General features: G+C 73.5%; 22 protein-coding genes. 17 read left to right on the plus strand and 5 right to left on the minus strand.

Features of this window, described 5'->3' with window-relative positions; genetic code table 11:
• The first annotated feature begins 41 nt into the window (after positions 1-41).
• The 7 genes from FVA95_RS18635 to FVA95_RS18665 all read left to right on the plus strand — a co-directional run bounded on the left by FVA95_RS18635 (position 42) and on the right by FVA95_RS18665 (position 5,500).
• The gene (locus tag FVA95_RS18635) at positions 42-374 is read left to right on the plus strand and encodes a YbaB/EbfC family nucleoid-associated protein (RefSeq protein WP_149665337.1); all 333 of its coding nucleotides are present in this window, start codon (positions 42-44) and stop codon (positions 372-374) included.
• The gene (locus tag FVA95_RS18640; protein WP_149665338.1) at positions 371-709 is read left to right on the plus strand and encodes a hypothetical protein; all 339 of its coding nucleotides are present in this window, start codon (positions 371-373) and stop codon (positions 707-709) included. Before FVA95_RS18635 ends, FVA95_RS18640 begins: the two co-directional genes overlap by 4 nt.
• Positions 706-1,578, plus strand: a complete 873-nt coding sequence (locus FVA95_RS18645; RefSeq protein WP_149665339.1) for a hypothetical protein — start codon at positions 706-708, stop codon at positions 1,576-1,578. The genes FVA95_RS18640 and FVA95_RS18645 overlap by 4 nt, the downstream gene beginning before the upstream one ends.
• A gap of 81 nt (positions 1,579-1,659) precedes the next feature.
• On the plus strand, positions 1,660-2,307 hold the full coding sequence (locus FVA95_RS18650) for a hypothetical protein (protein ID WP_020627000.1): 648 nt from the start codon (positions 1,660-1,662) through the stop codon (positions 2,305-2,307).
• 89 nt (positions 2,308-2,396) lie between these two features.
• Positions 2,397-3,419, plus strand: coding sequence for an SDR family NAD(P)-dependent oxidoreductase (locus tag FVA95_RS18655; RefSeq protein ID WP_149665340.1), 1,023 nt, complete (start codon positions 2,397-2,399; stop codon positions 3,417-3,419).
• Between the two features lie 30 nt (positions 3,420-3,449).
• Positions 3,450-4,442 carry an adenosine deaminase gene (locus FVA95_RS18660; protein ID WP_149665341.1) on the plus strand — a complete coding sequence of 331 codons (993 nt, stop codon included), beginning with the start codon at positions 3,450-3,452 and terminating at the stop codon, positions 4,440-4,442.
• Positions 4,443-4,516: 74 nt separating this feature from the next.
• Positions 4,517-5,500 (plus strand): amidohydrolase family protein, encoded by a 984-nt coding sequence (locus FVA95_RS18665; protein WP_149665342.1) that lies wholly within the window; start codon positions 4,517-4,519, stop codon positions 5,498-5,500.
• A gap of 4 nt (positions 5,501-5,504) precedes the next feature.
• Here FVA95_RS18665 and FVA95_RS18670 read toward each other — a convergent pair whose 3' ends face one another.
• Together FVA95_RS18670 and FVA95_RS18675 are read right to left on the minus strand one after the other, a co-directional pair.
• Positions 5,505-6,032 (minus strand): MarR family winged helix-turn-helix transcriptional regulator, encoded by a 528-nt coding sequence (locus tag FVA95_RS18670; RefSeq protein WP_149665343.1) that lies wholly within the window; start codon positions 6,030-6,032, stop codon positions 5,505-5,507.
• 15 nt (positions 6,033-6,047) lie between these two features.
• Positions 6,048-7,646, minus strand: coding sequence for an NAD(P)/FAD-dependent oxidoreductase (locus FVA95_RS18675; protein ID WP_149665344.1), 1,599 nt, complete (start codon positions 7,644-7,646; stop codon positions 6,048-6,050).
• A 152-nt stretch (positions 7,647-7,798) separates the two neighbouring features.
• Between FVA95_RS18675 and FVA95_RS18680 the strand changes: the two genes are divergently transcribed.
• From FVA95_RS18680 to FVA95_RS18690, 3 genes are read left to right on the plus strand one after another with little or no spacing between them, the layout of a single operon-like run.
• A complete protein-coding gene (locus FVA95_RS18680) occupies positions 7,799-8,572 on the plus strand; it encodes an SDR family oxidoreductase (RefSeq protein WP_020625732.1) in 774 nt (257 codons plus the stop codon).
• Positions 8,569-9,129, plus strand: a complete 561-nt coding sequence (gene pyrE, locus FVA95_RS18685; RefSeq protein ID WP_020625733.1) for an orotate phosphoribosyltransferase — start codon at positions 8,569-8,571, stop codon at positions 9,127-9,129. The genes FVA95_RS18680 and pyrE overlap by 4 nt, the downstream gene beginning before the upstream one ends.
• Entirely contained in the window at positions 9,126-9,773 is a 648-nt protein-coding gene (locus tag FVA95_RS18690) for an RNA methyltransferase (RefSeq protein ID WP_149665345.1), read from the plus strand. Before pyrE ends, FVA95_RS18690 begins: the two co-directional genes overlap by 4 nt.
• Positions 9,774-9,822: 49 nt before the next feature.
• Here the strand turns inward: FVA95_RS18690 and FVA95_RS33950 are convergent, their stop codons facing one another.
• The 3 genes from FVA95_RS33950 to FVA95_RS18705 form a co-directional block, all read right to left on the minus strand.
• Entirely contained in the window at positions 9,823-10,812 is a 990-nt protein-coding gene (locus FVA95_RS33950; RefSeq protein ID WP_205015896.1) for a DedA family protein, read from the minus strand.
• A 69-nt stretch (positions 10,813-10,881) separates the two neighbouring features.
• Entirely contained in the window at positions 10,882-11,226 is a 345-nt protein-coding gene (locus FVA95_RS18700; RefSeq protein ID WP_149665346.1) for a hypothetical protein, read from the minus strand.
• The gene (locus FVA95_RS18705; protein ID WP_370460874.1) at positions 11,223-11,954 is read right to left on the minus strand and encodes an RNA polymerase sigma factor; all 732 of its coding nucleotides are present in this window, start codon (positions 11,952-11,954) and stop codon (positions 11,223-11,225) included. The genes FVA95_RS18700 and FVA95_RS18705 overlap by 4 nt, the downstream gene beginning before the upstream one ends.
• 169 nt (positions 11,955-12,123) lie before the next feature.
• Here FVA95_RS18705 and fbaA point away from each other — a divergent pair, with 169 nt between their 5' ends.
• The 7 genes from fbaA to FVA95_RS18740 all read left to right on the plus strand — a co-directional run.
• Positions 12,124-13,152 carry a class II fructose-bisphosphate aldolase gene (fbaA, locus tag FVA95_RS18710; protein WP_075309450.1) on the plus strand — a complete coding sequence of 343 codons (1,029 nt, stop codon included), beginning with the start codon at positions 12,124-12,126 and terminating at the stop codon, positions 13,150-13,152.
• Between the two features lie 58 nt (positions 13,153-13,210).
• Positions 13,211-13,624, plus strand: a complete 414-nt coding sequence (locus FVA95_RS18715) for a DUF3151 domain-containing protein (protein ID WP_020623386.1) — start codon at positions 13,211-13,213, stop codon at positions 13,622-13,624.
• Between the two features lie 5 nt (positions 13,625-13,629).
• On the plus strand, positions 13,630-14,769 hold the full coding sequence (locus FVA95_RS18720; protein WP_240051585.1) for an aromatic acid exporter family protein: 1,140 nt from the start codon (positions 13,630-13,632) through the stop codon (positions 14,767-14,769).
• A 120-nt stretch (positions 14,770-14,889) separates the two neighbouring features.
• A complete protein-coding gene (locus FVA95_RS18725; protein WP_149665347.1) occupies positions 14,890-15,567 on the plus strand; it encodes a 1-acyl-sn-glycerol-3-phosphate acyltransferase in 678 nt (225 codons plus the stop codon).
• 74 nt (positions 15,568-15,641) lie between these two features.
• Positions 15,642-16,169, plus strand: coding sequence for a DUF3558 family protein (locus FVA95_RS18730; protein ID WP_161992355.1), 528 nt, complete (start codon positions 15,642-15,644; stop codon positions 16,167-16,169).
• Positions 16,170-16,241: 72 nt separating this feature from the next.
• Positions 16,242-16,619: a PE domain-containing protein gene (locus tag FVA95_RS18735; RefSeq protein ID WP_149665349.1), complete on the plus strand. Its 378-nt coding sequence runs from the start codon at positions 16,242-16,244 to the stop codon at positions 16,617-16,619.
• Positions 16,620-16,629: 10 nt separating this feature from the next.
• Positions 16,630-17,380 (plus strand): WXG100 family type VII secretion target (locus FVA95_RS18740; RefSeq protein ID WP_240051586.1); only part of this gene is annotated, 751 nt, incomplete at its 3' end.

Raw genomic sequence — 17,380 nt, forward strand, 5'->3', positions numbered from 1 at the left:
TCGCCCGTGGGCCCCGACGGTGCACGTCATCGTCGGGGCCCATGGAGTCCTTCACCGCCGAGCAGCCCTCCGCCGGGCGTACCTGGCTGGACGAGTACCGCACCCGCATCGACACGATCCGGCTCCGGGCCGAGGAGGCCCGGGACCGGGTGGCGACGGTGACGGCGACCGCGCGCACCCGCGACGGCGCGGTCGTCGTCACCGTCGACGCGTCCGGGACGCTGACCGACCTGCAGCTCGGGGTGCGGGCGGAGGAGCTGCCGCGGGCCCGGCTCGCCGAGACGGTCCTGAGGCTGAGCCGGGAGGCCGCCGCCGACGCCGCGGCGCAGGTGGCGGCCATCGTGGAGCCGCTGACGGCGGGCGGCGGGCGGTGACGAGCCCCGGCTTCTCGGTCGACACCGACACGGTCTCGACCCATGCCGGGGTCCTCGACGACGCCGGTTCCGCTGTCACCGGGATGCGCCCGTCGCTCGCCGAGCTCGACTCCGACGCCTACGGGGTCATCGGCGACTTCTTCTCCGCCAACGCCACGTCGGCCATGCGGGCCGGGGTCGAGGCCGTGGACCGCCTCGCCTCGGAGCTGCACGAGCTGGCGACCGCGGCACGGGAGTCCGTCGCCGCCTACCTCGAGGTGGAGAGCCGGGTGGTCGACGGGCTGCTCGGCGTCGACGTCCCGACGGCCCCGTCACCGGTCGGGGCGGACCGGTGACGGCGCCGGTCGAGGTGGAGGGACCCGGCCCGCTCGAGGGTGCAGGGGTGTTCTCCTCGTTCGAGGACGTCGGGACGGCGGTCGGGGAGCAGGACACCGGCGGCATCGTCGCGGCCACGGCCGTCGCCGGGCTCGACACGCTGAGCGTGGTCGCCGACCCGCTGGAGGAGCTCGGGGCGGCCGGTGTCGGCTGGGCCATCGAGCATTTCGACTTCCTGCGCGAGCCGCTGGACTGGCTCTGCGGTGACGCGAAGCAGATCGAGGCCCGTGCGAAGGACTGGCAGCAGATCTCCCGCGAGCTGGCAGCCCTCGTCCCGGAGATCGAGACCGCCCTCGCCGCCCCCGACGCCTGGACCGGCGCGGCCGGGGACGCGTTCCACGGTGCCGCCGCGGCACGGGTCGAGGCCGCGCGACGCCTGTCCGAGACCGCCCACGAGGTGGCCGACGTCGTGCTGACCTCGGCCTCGCTCGTCGGCACCGAACGCGCGGTCGTGCGCGACATCATCGCCGAGTTCGTCGTGCGGCTCGTCCCGAAGCTGCTCGCGTGGGCCGCGGGCGCCGCGGTGACGGCGGGGGTCGCCGCGCCGGTCGGCATCGCGGTCCTCGTCCTCGACGCCGTCGACCTGGCGCGCACGATCGTCCGCCGGGTCGAAGAGGTCATCGGGCTGCTGGAGGAGGCCGCCGCGGTGGCACGCCGGCTGGAGGACACGATGCGGACCGGGCTGCTGCCCGGGATCGCGGACCCGGCGGCGCGGAAAGCCGTCGAGGAGACCGTGACCCGCGGGCAGGACGTGGTGCTGGAGTACGGCAAGAACGACGCGGCTCGCCGGGCCACGGCGGCCGAGTGGGACGAGGAGGCATCCGGCTGAGGTCCCCGACCGCGTCGAACGTGCACGTCCGTGTCGTGGCGTTACCACTCCACGAGCCCGGTCGGGACTACGCTCCCCGGCATGTCGGTCTGGTTCGTCATCGCCCTCGTCGCGATCGTCCTCGGCGTCGGTCTGCTGCTGTTCGACCGGTTCCGCGGGGGTGCGACGCGGGACCGCCGCCGCTGGGCCTCCATGCGGGAGTGGGAGTACCTCGAGTCCGATCCCGTCCTGCCCAGCCGCTGGCGCTACGGGACGATCCACCAGGGCGGCCCCGGTGTGGCCCGCAACCTGGTCTCGGGCGACGTCCCCACCCCGGACGGCCCGCGCAAGGCCTACGCGTTCGACCACGAGCAGGCCGGCCGGATCAGCTCGGTGCTCTGCGCGGTGCAGGTGCACGAGTCGCTGCCCGCCGCCGTCGAGCTGCGGCTGCCCTCGGCCCCGCTGCCCGACGACGCCGGCCTCGACCTGCTCGAGCCGGTGGGCGAGCGCTACGCCTTCGTCAGCGACGCCGACGCCGTCCGCCCGCTGCTGACCCCGCGGGTCGCCGACGCCAGCGACGCGGTCGGCGAGGACGTCGAGCTGCTCTGGGCCGAGGACGCCTGGGTGCTGGCCGCCGCGCCCGTCGGGATCTCCGCCGATCGGATGCAGGACCTGCTCGCCGATCTGGCCGAGGTCGCCACCGCTCTGGAGGAGGGGCTGCACGCCCGTCGTCCCACGATCGATTCCTGACCTGCGGCATCTACGCAGCGTTGACTGATCACAACGCGATGTGACCACCCGAACGCGTTAAGCTGAACGGGTACCGCTAGCCTGATCGTGTGGCTCTGGCTCTCATCACCGGCGGCGGTACGGGACTCGGCGCGGCTCTGGCCGACCGACTGGCCGCGCGCGGACACGACCTCCTGCTCGTCACCCGCGACCCCGAGCGGGTCGCCCCCACCGCCCGGGAGCTCGCCGCCCGGTACGGGGTGCGCGCCGACGTCCTCGTCGCGGACCTCGGCACCCGGCACGGCCTGTTCCGGCTCGAGGCCCACCTCGCCGGCCCGGAGGCCCCGGCCGTCGATGTCCTCGTGCACGACGCACTCGCCGACGCGGTCGCCGCGTCGGGCGCCGCGCAGGCGAGCGTCGACCTCGGCACGACCGCGACGATGCGTCTCACCCACGCCGCGTTGCCCGGCATGCTGCGCCGCGGTGCCGGTGGGATCGTCGCGATCAGCGGGGACGAGCAGTCGGCCGCGTGGGCGGTCTCGTTCGTCACCGCGCTCGCCCCGACCCTGACCGGCGAGGTGCACGTGGTCGCCGTCCGGGGCGACGACCGGCCGGAGTGGACCGCCGACGCCGCCGACGCGGTGCTCGACGACCTCGACGCCGGCGTCGTCGTGAGCGCCCCGCAGACCGCACCGGCCCGACCGGACCCGGCCCGGCGCGCCGTCGCCGCGGGGGTCCGGGTGGCCCGGCGCGCCGTCGAGCTGTTCGCCGACGCGACCTGGCAGCCCACCGGCACCGCAGCCGCTGCCGCCGCGGACGCTGCCGCCGCGGACGCTGCTGCCCCGGACGCTGCGGACCCGGCTGCCGCGGCCCCTGTTGCGCAGGCCCGGCCGGCCACGCCCGAGGAGCTCCTCGGCGGTGCCGGGTACCGGGAGCCGGCCCGGCTGCCGGACCTGCCGTCCCGCCCGGGTGCGGGACGCGCCGTCGTCGCGGCCGGGGACTGCGGGCGGCACTGGACGGCCGGTCCGGTGCGGACCGCCGCGCAGCGGGCCCGGGCGAGCGCCGCGGCCCGCGACCGCTCCCGTGGCCACCGGATCTCGGCTTACATGACGTCGACGGTCACCAGCTCCTGACCGTCCCGGGCGGCGCGGGATGATGTCGCGGTGACGACCACCGGGACCCCGCCGCTGCCGAAGGCCGAGCTGCACCTGCACATCGAGGGCACGCTCGAACCCGAGACCGTGTTCGAGCTGGCCAGGCGGCACGACGTCGCGCTGCCGTACGCCTCGGTGGAGGACCTGCGGGCCGCCTACGACTTCACCGATCTGCAGTCCTTCCTGGACGTCTACTACGCCAACATGGCCGTCCTCCGGACCCGCGACGACTTCGCCGAGCTCGCCTCGGCGTACCTGCGGACCTGCCCGGAGCAGGGCGTGCGGCACGTCGAGATGTTCTTCGACCCGCAGGCCCACACCACTCGCGGCGTGGCGATCGGTGACGTGATCGGCGGCCTGACCGACGCGGTCGAGGCCCACGCCGGCGAGGTGTCGGCCGGGCTGATCCTGTGCTTCCTGCGCGACCGCTCGGCGGCCGAGGCGGAGGAGACCCTGCGGGCCGCCGAGCCGTACCTGGACCGGATCGTCGGGGTCGGGCTCGACTCGGCCGAGGTGGGCCACCCGCCGTCGAAGTTCACCGCCGTGTTCGACCGCGCCCGCGAGCTGGGGCTCAAGCCGGTCGCGCACGCCGGGGAGGAGGGTCCGGCCGGCTACGTCACCGAGGCCCTCGACGAGCTGGGCGTGCTGCGCGTCGACCACGGCATCCGCGCCATCGAGGACGACGCGCTGGTCGCCCGCCTGGTCCGCGACCGCACCCCGCTGACGGTGTGCCCGCTGTCCAACGTCCGGCTCGCCTGCGTCCCCGGGATCGGGTTGCACCCGTTGCCGGAGATGCTCGCGGCCGGGCTGAACGTGTCGGTGCACTCCGACGACCCGGCCTACTTCGGCGGCTACGCCGACGCGAACTACGCCGCGGTCCGCGAGGGCCTCGGCTTCACCGACGACCAGCTCCGCACACTGGCTGCGAACTCGTTCAGCTCGTCGTTCCTCGACGACGCGGCGACGGAGCGGTTGCTCGCCGAGGTGCACGCCTGGCGCTGACGGACCAGTCACACCTCTCGTCGACAAGTTGTTAGCTAGCTACCATGTAGGTAGCTAATGACTTGGAGGCGACCATGACCACCCCAATCCGCAAGATCGCGCTGGAGGAGCACTTCGGCGCCACCGAACCGGACATCGTCGAGCAGTCCGAGACCCACTTCACCCCGCAGGAGTGGCCCCGGCACCGGGCGATGCTGCTCGACATCCACGACGAGCGCCTCGCGCTGATGGACGAGTGCGGCATCGAGAAATCGGTGCTGTCGCTGCTCTCCCCCGGCATCCAGTCCCTGCACGACGCACCCCGGGCCGTCGACTGGGCCCGCCGGCTCAACGACTACGCGGCCGCCCGGGTCGCCGAGCGGCCGGACCGGTTCGCCGCGTTCGCCGCCCTGCCGATGCAGGACCCCGACGCGGCGACCGCCGAGCTCCGTCGTGCGGTGCAGGACCTCGGACTGGTCGGTGCGCTCGTGAACGGCTTCTCCCAGGTCGGCGACGCTGAGACCGTCGTCTACCTCGACGACCCGCGCTACGCGGGGTTCTGGGCGACGCTGGAGGAGCTGGGCGTGCCGCTCTACCTGCACCCCCGCGACCCGCTGGAGTCGACGAGCCCGCAGTACGACGGCCACCCGTGGCTCTACGGCTCGGCGTGGGCGTTCACCGTCGAGACCGCCACGCACGCGCTGCGGCTGATGGGCAGCGGCCTGTTCGACCGCCACCCCGGCCTGCAGGTGATCCTCGGGCACCTCGGCGAGGTGCTCCCGTGGGTGATCTGGCGGGTCGAGCACCGCCTCGCCGTCGCACCGCGCGGCCTCGACGTCCGGCACGGCTTCGGCCACTACCTGCGGACCAACTTCCACGTCACGACGAGCGGCAACTTCCGCACCCCGGCGCTGCTCAACACGCTGCAGGAGATCGGCGCGGACCGGGTGCTGTTCTCCGCCGACCATCCCTTCGAGGACATGCGCGAGGCGGCCACCTGGTTCGACCGCCTCGAGCTCAACGACGCCGACCTGGCCCGGATCGCGCACGGCAATGCCGAGCGGCTGCTCGGGCTCTGAGCGCTCAGGCCGGGCGGACCGGGGTGCCGGGCCCCGTGCCGTCCGACCCCGCGGCGTCCGCCGCGTCGATCGCTGCGGCCAGCTCCCGCAGCGCGACGACGACGGCGTCGCGCCGCCCGGGCGGCAGCATCTCCAGCGCGTGCCGCTGGCGGGCCATGGTCCGGTCCCGTGCCTGCGCCCACGCCCGGAGCCCGGCGTCGGTCACCCGCACCTCGACCCGGTGCCCGGACGGACCCACCCGTTCGCGCACCACGAGCCCGCCGTCCTCCAGCCGGGACAACGACCGGCTCAGCGTCGGCGAGCTGACCCCGACCTCGGCCGCGAGCCTGCCCACGGTCAGTCCCGGGGCCTCGGTCAGCGGGGTGATCACCGCGAACTCGGCCTCGGACAGGGACGCACCGTCGGCCCGCAACGCCGACGCACGGGCCCGGTTACGGTGCATCCGCCGGTAGACGGCCTCGCAGGCGTCGGAGAAGGAGCCGACCAGGTCCGGCGATGCGGGCTCGGGTGTGCGGTCGCCTCCGGTGGGCACCGGCCGATCCTACGGTCAGGCCGTCGCGGCGAGCCGGACCGGGCGCAACGGGTGCAGCGGGCGCCCGGCACCGGTCCGGCCCCGCTCGACGTCGAACGGCGACAGCCGGAACCGGCGGGTCCGCAGCTGGTACTCCGCGGTGTTGGCCGGCCACATCACGACGTTGACGCCCTCGTCGTTCTGGTAGTAGCTCGCGCAGCCGCCGGTCTCGTACACGGTGCGGGCCGACCGGCGCCGGATCCGCCGCGTCCAGCGTTCCTCGACGGCGGGTTTCACGTCGAGCGCGCGGATGCCCTCGGCCGCCATCCGGCACACGGCGTCGGCGACGTAGCGGGCCTGGGCCTCGGAGAACAGCAGTGTCGAGCTGGCCCCGCTGGTCGCGTTCGGACCCTGCATCAGGAACAGGTTCGGGAAACCGGGGTAGCTCATCCCCAGGTAGGCACGCGGGCGGGAACCCCAGTGGTCGCGCAGCGAGCGGCCGTGCGCGTCGTGGATGCGGCGCGCGATCGGGGCGGTCGCGCCGACCTCGAACCCGGTGGTCAGCACGATCGCGTCGACCTCGGCGCGGCTGCCGTCGCCGGAGACGACTGTCCGCCCCTCGACCCGGGTGAGTCCTCCGGTGTGCAGCGTCGTGTTCGGCGCGCCCATCGCGGGCAGGTAGTCGTTCGAGACCAGTGGCCGCTTGCAGGCGTAGTCGAAGTCGGGGGTCAGCCGGGCACGCAGCTGCGGGTCGGGCGTCTGGGCGGCGAGGTGCCGGCGGCCGACCCGGGTGAGCGCCTCGCGCAGCAGCCGCGACCGCCGGGTGGCGGCGAGCAGCTCGGCGCCGACGTACATGACGTCGAACTGCATCCGGCACAGCAGCGGGTTCGCCGCCAGCGCGCGACGGGTGCGCTCGCCGACGGGCCGTTCGGGCTTGGGCAGGATCCAGGCCGGGGTGCGCTGCAGGACGTGCAGCTCGGCGACGCGCGGCTGCAGCTCGGGGACGAGCTGGACCGCCGTCGCCCCCGTCCCGACGACCGCGACGCGCGAGCCGGTCAGGTCCGCGTCGTGGTCCCAGCGGGCCGAGTGGAACACCGGTCCGGGGAAGTCCGCGAGGCCATCGACGTCGGGCAGCTTCGGGTCCGCGACCAGCCCGGCCGCGCTGACCAGCACGTCCGCGGTGAACTCGCCGGACGGCGTCGCGATCCGCCAGCGGGCGTCCGCGGGGTCCCAGCGCGCGGACAGCACGTCGGCGTCGAAGCGGACGTGGTCGAGCAGACCGGTCGAGCGGGCCAGGCGCCGTGCGTAGTCCTGCACCTCGTGGCCGGGCGCGTAGAGGTCGCTCCAGTCCGGGTTGGTCATGGCCCGCAGCTGGTACAGCGGCGACGGCGTGTCGACGCCGACCCCGGGATAGGTGTTGTCGCGCCACACCCCGCCGACGTCGTCGGCCCGCTCCAGCAGGACGAAGTCGTGCACACCACGCCGTAGCAGGGCCAGGCCCACGGCGAGTCCGGTGAACCCGGCCCCCACGATCGCGACCCTCGAATGACGGGACGACGGGCCGTGCCGCCCGTCGGAGGAGCCGGGGGGAGCGGGATCGACCGGCCGCTGGATCGGCAGCGCCTCGGACGTCATGGCCTCGACGGTAAAGGCTTCGTGGTGCACCGGCACGCGAGAGCGGCCGGTCTCACGAGGTCGCCGGACACCCGTGTCGTGCGGGTCACACCGGACCCGTCGGTCGCCGTCGCGCCTGCGCCGGTCGGGTGCGGACGCACTAGGCTCTCCGCGTGCCCTCCGTCATGATCACGGGCGCGTCGTCGGGGATCGGTGCCGCGTTCGCCGATCGGCTCGCCGCCGACGGCCGCGACCTCGTGCTCGTGGCGCGCGACGCCGACCGCCTCCAGGCCGCCGCGCAGCGCTACCGCGACCTCGGCGTGGTCGTCGAGGTGCTGCCCGCCGACCTGTCGGAACCGGACCAGCGGGCCCGCGTCGTGCGTCGCCTCGCCGATCCCGACCTCGCCCCGGTCGACCTGCTCGTCAACAACGCCGGGCTCGCGCTGGGCTCGTCGTTCCTGGACAACGATGCCGCCGACCTGGCCCGGCAGCTGCAGGTCAACGTGGCCGCCGTACTGGAGCTGACCCGGGCCGTGCTGCCCGGAATGGTCGACCGCGGCACCGGCGCGGTGCTGAACGTCGCCAGCGTCGCGGGCTTCCTGGCCGGGCGCGGCTCCACCTACGCGGCCGACAAGGCGTGGGTCATCTCCTTCACCGAGGGCGTCGCCGCGTCGCTGCAGGGCACCGGGGTGCGCGCGATGGTGCTGTGCCCCGGCTACGTGCGCACCGAGTTCCACGAGCGTGCCGGCATCGACGTCGGCGCCCGCCGCGGCCCGCTGTGGCTGGAGGCCTCCCAGGTCGTCGACGAGGCGCTCGCCGACCTCGGCCGGGGCCGGGTCGTCTCGGTGCCCTCCCGGCAGTACAAGGCGATCGTGGGGGCGACCGGGGTGCTGCCCCGGGGCCTGCTGCGACGCATCACGGCGACGTTCGACAGGGATCGCACATGAGTTCCGCACACACCGACCGTTCCCGGCTGGCCGCGCTGGTCCGGGAGATCGCCGTCGTCCACGAGCGGGTCACGCTCTCCTCCGGCGCGGAGGCCGACTACTACATCGACCTGCGCCGCGTCACGCTGCACCACGAGGCGGCCCCGCTGATCGGGCGGCTGCTGCGCGAGCTCACCGCGGACTGGACCTACCGGTCGGTGGGTGGGCTGACACTCGGCGCGGACCCGGTCGCGACGGCGGTGCTGCACGCGGCGGCGGCCGAGCCGGACACCGACCCGGTCGACGCGTTCGTCGTCCGCAAGGAGACCAAGAAGCACGGTATGCAGCGGCTCATCGAGGGCCCGGACATCGCCGGTCTCCCGGTGCTGGTCGTCGAGGACACCTCCACCACCGGCGGCTCGGTCCTGACCGCGGTCCGATCGGTGCTGGCGGCCGGCGCCGACGTCGTCGGCGTGTGCACGGTCGTCGACCGCGACACCGGCGCCCGGGAGGCGGTCGAGGCCGAGGGCGTGCCGTACCGCGCGCTGCTGGGTCTGGCGGACCTGCAGCTGGGATGAGCGAGCCAGGGCCCAGCGAGTGGTCGGTCCCCGGCCAGGTCGGGGTGGGCCCGTGGGCCGGGCCGTGGCCCGACGGCGACCACTGGGACCCGGAGCTGCTGGACCAGGGGGACCGGCGCAACGTCGTCGACCGCTACCGCTACTGGCGTCGTGAGGCGGTCGCGGCGGATCTGGCGCGCCGGGCGCACCCGTTCCACGTGGCGATCGAGAACCTCGGCCACGACCACAACATCGGCACGGTGGTGCGCACGGCGAACGCGTTCGGCGTCGCCGGTGTGCACATCGTCGGACGACGGCGGTGGAACCGTCGCGGCGCGATGGTCACCGACCGCTACCTGCGGCTGCACCACCACGCCGACGCCGGCGGGCTCGTCGCGTTCGCCAGGGAGCACGGTCTGGCCGTGGTCGCGGTGGACAACGTCGCGGGGGCGGCCCGGCTGGAGCGGACGTCGCTGCCGCGGGACTGCGTGCTGGTGTTCGGCGCCGAGGGCCCGGGACTCTCCCCGGAGCTGTGCGACGCCGCGGACCTGGTCGTGTCGATCGCCCAGTTCGGCTCGACGCGCTCGGTCAACGCCGGCGTGGCGTCCGGCATCGTGATGCACAGCTGGATCCGCGAGCACGCGGACCTGTCCGACGCCTGGTGATCAGCACGTTTCCGCCCCGCCGGGGGGGCGAAAACGTGCCGGTCGACGCTCAGCCGCCCGCGCGGGGCGGCATCGCGGGACGGCCGGTGGTGTGGCGGTACGGCGGCTCGGTGCCGTCCTGGGGGCGGGGTCCGGCGCCGGGCAGGGGCGCGGGCCCGCCGTGCTGCGGGGCGGCGTGACCGCTCTGCGGGGCGCGACCGGGCTGCGGGGGGTACGGGGCCCGACCGTCCCGGGGCTGCCCGTGCTGCGGTGCCGGGCCGTTCCCGACGGCGGGCATCTGCATGGTGACCGCGGCCGGGTCGTCGTCGGCGGTGTGGCCGGTGACGGTGGCGGCTGCCACACCGGCCGCGGCGCCCGCGACGCCGTCGACCGGGCCGGCGGGCCCCCCACGCTTCGACGCGGCCCGCGCCCGCAGCACCTCGAACACGATCGGCAGCACCGAGACCAGCACGATCGCGACCAGGATCAGGTCGATGTGCTCACGGACGAAGGTGAACTGGCCCAGGAAGTAGCCCAGTACCGTCACGCCCGCCGCCCAGGCGACGCCGCCGATCAGCGAGTACGTCAGGTACCGCTTCGGGTCCATCCGCGCGACGCCCGCGCTGACGGTGATGAAGGTCCGCACGATCGGCACGAACCGGCCCAGGACGATGGCCCGGTTGCCGTACTTCTCGAAGAACTCGTGGGTCTTCTCGACGTGCTTGGGGTTGAACAGCTTCGACTTGGGCTTGTCGAAGATCGCCGGGCCGGCGCGGTAGCCGATCCCGTAGCCGACGGCGTTGCCGGCGAAGGCCGACACCACCAGCACCAGGCTGACCAGCCACAGCGGGACGTCGATCGCGCCCTGCGCCACGAACAGGCCCGCGGTGAACAGCAGTGAGTCGCCCGGGAGGAAGAACCCGAGCAGGAGCCCGCACTCCGCGAAGATGATCGCGGCGACGCCCACCAGGGCCCACGGGCCCAGGGACTCGATGATCACCGCCGGGTCGAGCCAGTCGGGACCGAGGGCGAGCGTCTGCGTCGCGGCGAGAACCGTCACGCCGAGAAACGGTACCGGCCGGGTGACGGGGGCCGACGTCGCCGTCGCTGTGGAGGTGCTGTGAGCGGTTCAGCCGAGGGCGGGCAGCGCACCCGGCAGGAGCACCGAGACCAGCGCGAGACCGCCGCCGAGCAGGGCACCGAGGAGCAGCGCGACCACGGCGGCCCAGACGATCTGGCCGGTCGCCGAACGGGCGGGCGCCGGCGCCGGGGCCTGCTGCGGCCGGCGCTGCGGGGGCGGCGCGGGACGCGGGACCGGCGGCGGGATCCGGCCGGGAACGCGCGGTGGCACGGGGGCCGGGCCCGCCGCGGGACGCTGCGGCATCGGGCGCCCGCGGGCCTGGGCCTGGAGCGCCTCGCCGATCCGGCGGGCGGCGTCGTCGCGGCCGGGTTGCGGTGGCTGGGGGCCGGTCATCGCAGCTCTCCCGGACGTCGGACGGCCTCGGTCCCGGCGCGCTCGGCCATGATCCGGGCGACGGCGTCGAGCGCGCGGCTGGCGGTGGACTTCACCGTGCCGCGGCTCATCCCGGCGGCCTCGGAGATCTCGGACTCGGTCAGCCCGCCGTAGTAGCGCAGGACGAGGACCTCGCGCTGGCGCGGCGGGAGCTGGGCCAGCGCGTCGACGACCGACTGGTGCTCGGCCGACAGCATGGCCAGCGACTCCGCCGAGCGGGCGTTCGCCGCGTGCGGGGGCACGTACTCGCGCGCCGTGCGACGGCGCCGCAGCACCGAGCGCGACCCGTTCACCACGGCCGCGCGCAGGTAGGCGACCGCGGCGGTCTCGTCCCGCAGGCCGGACCAGTGCCGGTGCAGGCCGGTGAACGCCTCCTGCACCACGTCCTCCGCGGTGGCCGGGATGTCCACCAGCAGCATCGCGAGGCGCATGAGCCGCAGCCGGTGGTCGCGGTAGAGGTCGGCCAGGGTCAGCGGCGTGTCCGGCCCCTGCCGGGATCCCGAGCCACCCGGCCCGTCGACCGGGGTGGGCGCCGTGCCCGGGGCGAACTGATGCGGCCCGGTGCCCTCGGGCGCCGGTCGGCTGTCGATGGCGCGCAACCGGCCCAGCGTCCGGTCGACGGCGTTCTCGGCCCGCTCCTCCTCCACGACCACCACCCTAGCGACCACCACCGACAGCCTTCGCAGCATTACCCGGTGCAGCAGTGTCACCCGGTGCAGCGGTCGGCGGCGTCGTCCGCGGTGAGACCAGGCCCATCACCGACGATGGCTCCCCCTTCGCCGTGGGTACGTGATACTCACCCGGAGACAAGGAGCGCTGCGCGGAGCAGCGATCGCCGACGACGAGGAGGCAGGCCCCGTGCCCATCGCCACGCCCGAGATCTACAACCAGATGCTGGACAACGCCAAGAGCGGCGAGTTCGCCTACCCGGCGATCAACGTGACCAGCACCGAGACCCTCAACGCGGCGCTGCGCGGGTTCGCGGAGGCGGGCTCCGACGGCATCGTGCAGGTCTCGACCGGTGGTGCGGAGTTCCTGTCCGGCACCCGGGTGAAGGACATGGTCACCGGTTCGGTCGGGCTCGCCGAGTTCGCGCACGTCGTCGCGGACAAGTACCCGGTCAACATCGCGCTGCACACCGACCACTGCCCCAAGGACAAGCTGGACTCGTTCGTGCGTCCGCTGATCGCGATCAGCCAGGAGCGCGTGGACAAGGGGCAGAACCCGCTGTTCCAGTCGCACATGTGGGACGGCTCCGCGGTCGAGCTCGAGGAGAACCTGAAGATCGCGGCCGAGCTGCTGGAGCAGGCGGCCAAGGCGAAGATCATCCTCGAGGTCGAGATCGGCGTCGTCGGCGGTGAGGAGGACGGCGTCGCGAACGACATCAACGACAAGCTGTACACCGCCCCCGGCGACTATGAGCGCACCGTCGACGTCCTCGGTGCCGGAGACAAGGGCCGCTACCTGCTGGCCGCGACCTTCGGCAACGTGCACGGCGTCTACAAGCCGGGCAACGTGAAGCTCCGCCCGGAGATCCTCAAGCAGGGCCAGGAGGTGGCCGTGCAGAAGCTGGGTCTCGACGCCGGCGCCAAGCCGTTCGACCTGGTCTTCCACGGCGGCTCCGGCTCGCTGCTCGAGGAGATCCACGAGGCGCTGACCTACGGCGTCGTGAAGATGAACGTCGACACCGACACCCAGTACGCCTTCACCCGGCCGATCGTGTCGCACATGTTCGAGAACTACGACGGCGTGCTCAAGATCGACGGCGAGGTCGGCAACAAGAAGGTCTACGACCCGCGATCGTACCTGAAGAAGGCCGAGGTCGGGATGAGCGAGCGTGTCATCGAGGCCTGCGAGTCGCTGAAGTCGGCCGGCAAGGCCCTCTGAGCCCGGTCGCGTGCCCACCGGTTGGCGACGACCGGTGGGCACGCGCCAGGATGGCGCCATGAGTCTGCACGGCAACCTGCTCGAGCCCGACGACACGCGCCTCCCGGTCGACCCCGCGGCGGCTGACCTGGCGGCGGGCAAGGACCCGTCGGAGGTGGCGGCGGGGTCGCCGTCGTCGTCGATCGCCTGGGCGGTGCTCGCCGAGCGCGCCCTCGACGCCGGCGAGACCGTGGCCGCCTACGCCTACGCCCGCACCGGTTACCACCGTGGCCTGGACCAGCTGCGCCGCAACGGCTGGAAGGGCTTCGGCCCGGTCCCGTGGTCGCACGAGCCGAACCAGGGCTTCCTGCGGTCCTGCGGGGCGCTGCTGCGCGCCGCCACGGCGATCGGGGAGGCCCCCGAGGTCGAGCGGCTGCGCACGCTGATCTCCGACTCGGACCCGGAGGCGCTCGCCGCCCTCGGCGTGTCCTGACGCCCGTGGCCGCGTGGGACCGGATCCGCTCACGTGGCCGGGCCGGCGCCCGGCGCGTCCGCGCGTCGTGGCTGCCGATCCTGCAGTGCTCCATGGCCGCCGGGCTCGCCCTCTGGGTGGCCGGTGACCTGGTCGGTCACACGCGACCGTTCTTCGCGCCGATCGCGGCCGTGCTCAGCCTGGGCATGTCGCTCAACTCGCGGCTGCGCCGCACCGCCGAACTCGTCGTCGGGGTGAGCATCGGGGTGCTGGTCGGGGACCTGTTGATCGCGCGGATCGGCAGCGGCCTCTGGCAGCTGGTGCTCGTCGTCGCGCTCGCGTTGGTCGTCGCGGTGTTCACCGACGGTGGCACGTTGTTCGTCAACCAGGCCGCGGTCTCCGCGGTACTGGTGACGACGCTGCTCCCGCCCACCGAGACCGGCGGGATCGACCGCTGCATCGACGCCCTGATCGGTGGCCTCGCCGGGATCCTGGTGGCCGCGGTCATCCCCGCGCACCCGGTCCGGATCGTCCGCCGGGTCGCCCGCCGGGTGCTCGACGACCTCGTCACCGTGCTCACCGAGACCGCGACGGCGCTGCGCGAGGGCGACCGGGAGAACGCGTCGCGAGCGCTGGCCCGGGCCCGGGACACCCAGGCCGTCATCGACGAGCTGCGCACCGCCGTCAGCTCCGCGGGCGAGGTCGTGACGGTCTCGCCGATGCACCGGCCGCGCCGGGCCATGCTGCGCCGCTACCGGACCCTCGCCGAACGGGCCGACTATGCCCACCGCAACGCCCGGGTGCTCGCTCGGCGCGCGATGACCGCGATCGAGGACGGCGAACCGGTCCCGCCCGGTCTGCCGGACGCCATCACCGAGCTCGCCGCCGCCGTCGAGGCACTGATCGGGGAGCTCGGGCAGGACGGCGACCGGGAGAAGGCCCACGGCCCGATCCTGGAGGCCGTGCAGCACGCGCCGGTCCTCGCCGACCCGGGTGCGGTCGTCGTGCGGCCGGCGGAGGGGCAGACGGCGCCCGCGGGATCGGCGGCGGTGCTCGTCGCGCAGGTCCGCTCGATCGCGATCGACCTGCTGCAGGCGACCGGGATGACCCGCAGCGAGGCGTTGCGGGCGCTGCGGGCCCAGTTCGCCGATCCTGACGTGGACTGAACGGGCTGCGGGGCTTCCGTCACGGGTCGGTCACGGAGCAGAATCGGGCGTCGTTCGGCGCCGGGACGTCGGGTCCCCCTGCACGGAGTTGTGGACGTCGCTCATCGATCGGGGTTCACGGTGCAGCTGTTCATCCGCTACGTCCTCGCGCCACTCGTCCGGCTCGTGTGGCGGCCCCGCGTACGCGGGGCGGACCGCATCCCGGCCACCGGGCCGGTGATCCTCGCTGCGAACCACCGCGCGGCCGTCGACACGGCGTTCATCCCGCTCGTCGCCCCGCGCAAGGTCGCCTTCCTCGGCAAGGCCGAGTACTTCACCGGTCGTGGCCTGCGCGGACGCCTGATGGCGGCGTTCCTGGGTGCGCTCGGCTACATCCCGGTCGACCGGGCCAACGCCCGTGCCGGACTCGCCGCACTCGCGGCCGGGCGCGAGGTCCTGGAGCGCGGCGGTGCGTTCGGCATCTATCCGGAGGGCACCCGCTCACTCGACGGCAAGCTGCACCGCGGGCACACCGGCGTCGCGTCGCTGGCCCTGTCGACGGGAGCCGTCGTCGTGCCCGTCGGCCTGATCGGGACCGAGCGCGTGCAGCCGATCGGACGGCTGTTCCCGCGCTTGGCCCGCGTCGAGATCCGCTTCGGGCGGCCGTTGGAGTTCAGCCGCTACGACGGGCTGGAGGGCGCGCCGGCGATCCGGCGCGCGGTCACCGACGAGATCATGGACGCCATCGCGGACCTGTCGGAGCAGACCTATGTGGACAGCTACCACCGGCGTCCGGACGAATCGGCGGCCGCGGCCTGACCGGAACGGGCCCGGGGACGACGGCGGCGGGCTAGCCTGCTGCGGTCCTGTTCCTGTCCGGGGGAGCGTCGCTGGTGGTCCGACTCGTTCTCGTCCTGCTGGTGGTGTGCGGGGTGGTCGTGGGGTGTGGGGCTGCGGAGCCGGAGGGGCCGTTTCCGAAGCGGCCGGCGGAGATCGATGTGGCGAACGTCGACCCCTGTGTGGCGATGACCCCCGAGCTTCGGCAGCGCTTCGGTGTCGAGGGCGATGAGCCCTCGGTAGTTGCCCTCGCGGACGGTCCCAGTCGTGTGTGCGGGTGGGGCAATTACGACACCGTAGAGAACTACAGCGTCCAGACGATTCAGACCGCAGCATCGAAGATCGTGACGGCACAGGGCGCCACGGTCACTGTCGTCGGTGGTTTCGGGGCCGTGCGGATGATTGAGAGTGAGGACTCGGCGCCGTTGTGCAGCCTCTACCTTGACGCGGCAGACACCGCCAGCGTCCGAGTTCAGGTTCAGGACTTCGGGTACGACGAGCAGACTCGCGGATCGATAGACGATGTCTGTGCCCGAGCTGAAGCGTTGGCTCAGAGCTACCTGGATGCTGCCCGATCGCGTTGATCAGATTTGCGGTTGCGAACGTTCATGGCCGATGTCGCCTCGCCGCGCGTTGGTCGGCCTACTCTTCACTGTATGGAGATGTCTGCTCAAGAACCGCGGGGCTCGGCCAGTGATTCGCTCATGCTGCAGATTGATCCGGGCAACATCATGGGCGTGTATCGGCGAATGGATGAGCAGTTCAGGGCGATGCAGAGGATTCGGCAGCAGGTGGCCAATCTGAAGAACGTTCCGCCGTGTGGGGCAGACCCGGTTTCGCTCGATGCCGTTGCCGTCTTCCAGCCGAAGGTCGATTCGATCACGAGTGCTCATGTCGACTACATGGACGAAGTTCAGGAGGCGCGCGACCGGCTGAAGCAGGCCGCGCAGGAGTACGGCCTGATCGAGGACGAGAACACGGCGACCCTGAAGTCCACCGCTCCGCCGTCCGACGGCCCGCTGCTCGAGCGTTAGGGATCCGACCGTGCCTCTCCCCCGCTGCTACAACTACGAAGCCTTCGACATCGCCACGAAGTCGGCATGGATCCTCGGCAAACCGGGCGCCGAGGCGACCCGGCAGACGGCGGACAGCCTGCGTTCCCTCGTCGACGACATGGCGGCGACCAAGCAGACACTCGACCGCGGCATGGCCGACCTCGGCATCTCGTGGCAGGGCCCCGCCGCCCGGGCGGCCCAGGAATCCCTGGACCGCACCGCGACCGGCGTCGACGGCACCGCGACCGTCGCCCAGAACGGCGCCGACCGCATGCTCGACCACGGCAGCGCGTTCGAGCGCATGCGCGGTCAGGTCCGGTTCATGGACCCGGCCGAGTTCTCCTGGATCCAGCGCGCGGGCGACAACATCAGCGAGGCCTGGCAGTCCCTCCAGGGCCGCGGCACGGACCACGTCACCATCGCCGAGCACAACCAGATCAACGACGAGATCGCGAACCGCGCGCTCCAGCAGTACGAGTCCGAGACCTCGGCCATCGACGACCGCTTCACCACCGAGGCCGCCGCCGCGCCCCCGGCCGGGTCATCCCCGGGTGGTGCGACGTCCGGGGGCGGCGGAGCGTCGGGGCCGCAACCCGGCGTCTCCGTCGGCGCGAACGTCCCCGTCCCTCCGGGCAGCGGCTCCGCTGCTGTGCCGGCACCGGGGCCCGGGACGGGATCCGCGTGCGGTCCGGAGCGGGCCCCGGTGCCGGATGCCGCCCGTACCCGCGAGGACCTCGCAC

The sequence above is a fragment of the Pseudonocardia sp. EV170527-09 genome (assembly GCF_008369905.1).
Lineage (GTDB): Bacteria > Actinomycetota > Actinomycetes > Mycobacteriales > Pseudonocardiaceae > Pseudonocardia.